The organism is Winogradskyella sp. UBA3174 (genome assembly GCF_002364335.1).
Lineage (GTDB): Bacteria > Bacteroidota > Bacteroidia > Flavobacteriales > Flavobacteriaceae > Winogradskyella.
Window position 1 is genome coordinate 1,552 of sequence record NZ_DEXW01000052.1, and the last position, 719, is coordinate 2,270.

1 protein-coding gene is annotated in these 719 nt (G+C 36.4%); it reads left to right on the plus strand.

Going from position 1 to position 719, the window contains the following annotated elements; genetic code table 11:
- On the plus strand, positions 1-719 hold a 719-nt coding region (locus tag B2U95_RS09600; RefSeq protein ID WP_349675760.1), incomplete at both ends, for an iron ABC transporter permease.

The window sequence follows — 719 nt, forward strand, 5'->3', positions numbered from 1 at the left end:
AAAAGTATTTTTGGTAGCCTTTTCGGTACCATAGACAATAAGACTTGGCACGTTATTTTGACTGATTTTAGATTACCTAAGGCCATTACGGCAATTTTGGTTGGCTCTGGTCTAGGAATTTCTGGTTTATTAATGCAAACCTTATTTAGGAATCCTTTAGCTGGTCCTTTTGTATTAGGTATCAGCTCAGGAGCTAGCTTAGGTGTTGCTCTCGTCATTTTAGGCTCTGGTCTTTTTGGTGGTTTGTTTGCTACGGCTTTAATCTCTAAATGGAGTATTGTAATAGCTGCAAGTTTAGGTAGTTTCTTAGTGCTTTTAGCAGTCTTAGCAGTTTCGAGCAAAGTAAGAGATACTATGGCAATTTTAATTATAGGTTTAATGTTTGGAAGTATTACAGCTGCTGTGGTTAGTGTACTCTCCTACTTTAGTTCTGCAGAACAACTACAACAATACATTTTTTGGGGATTTGGAAGTCTAAGTAATCTGTCTTGGAATGAATTATTGATTTTCTTTGGAATTTATGCTGTCGGAATTATACTCAGTATCGCTTCCATTAAAGGTTTAAATAGTTTGTTGCTTGGAGACAACTACGCTAAAAGTTTAGGTGTCAACTTAAAGCAAAGCCGACTCATTATTATTTTAGCTACAAGTTTAATAGCAGGGACTGTAACGGCTTTTGCTGGTCCAATAGCATTTATTGGCTTAGCAATTCCGCATTT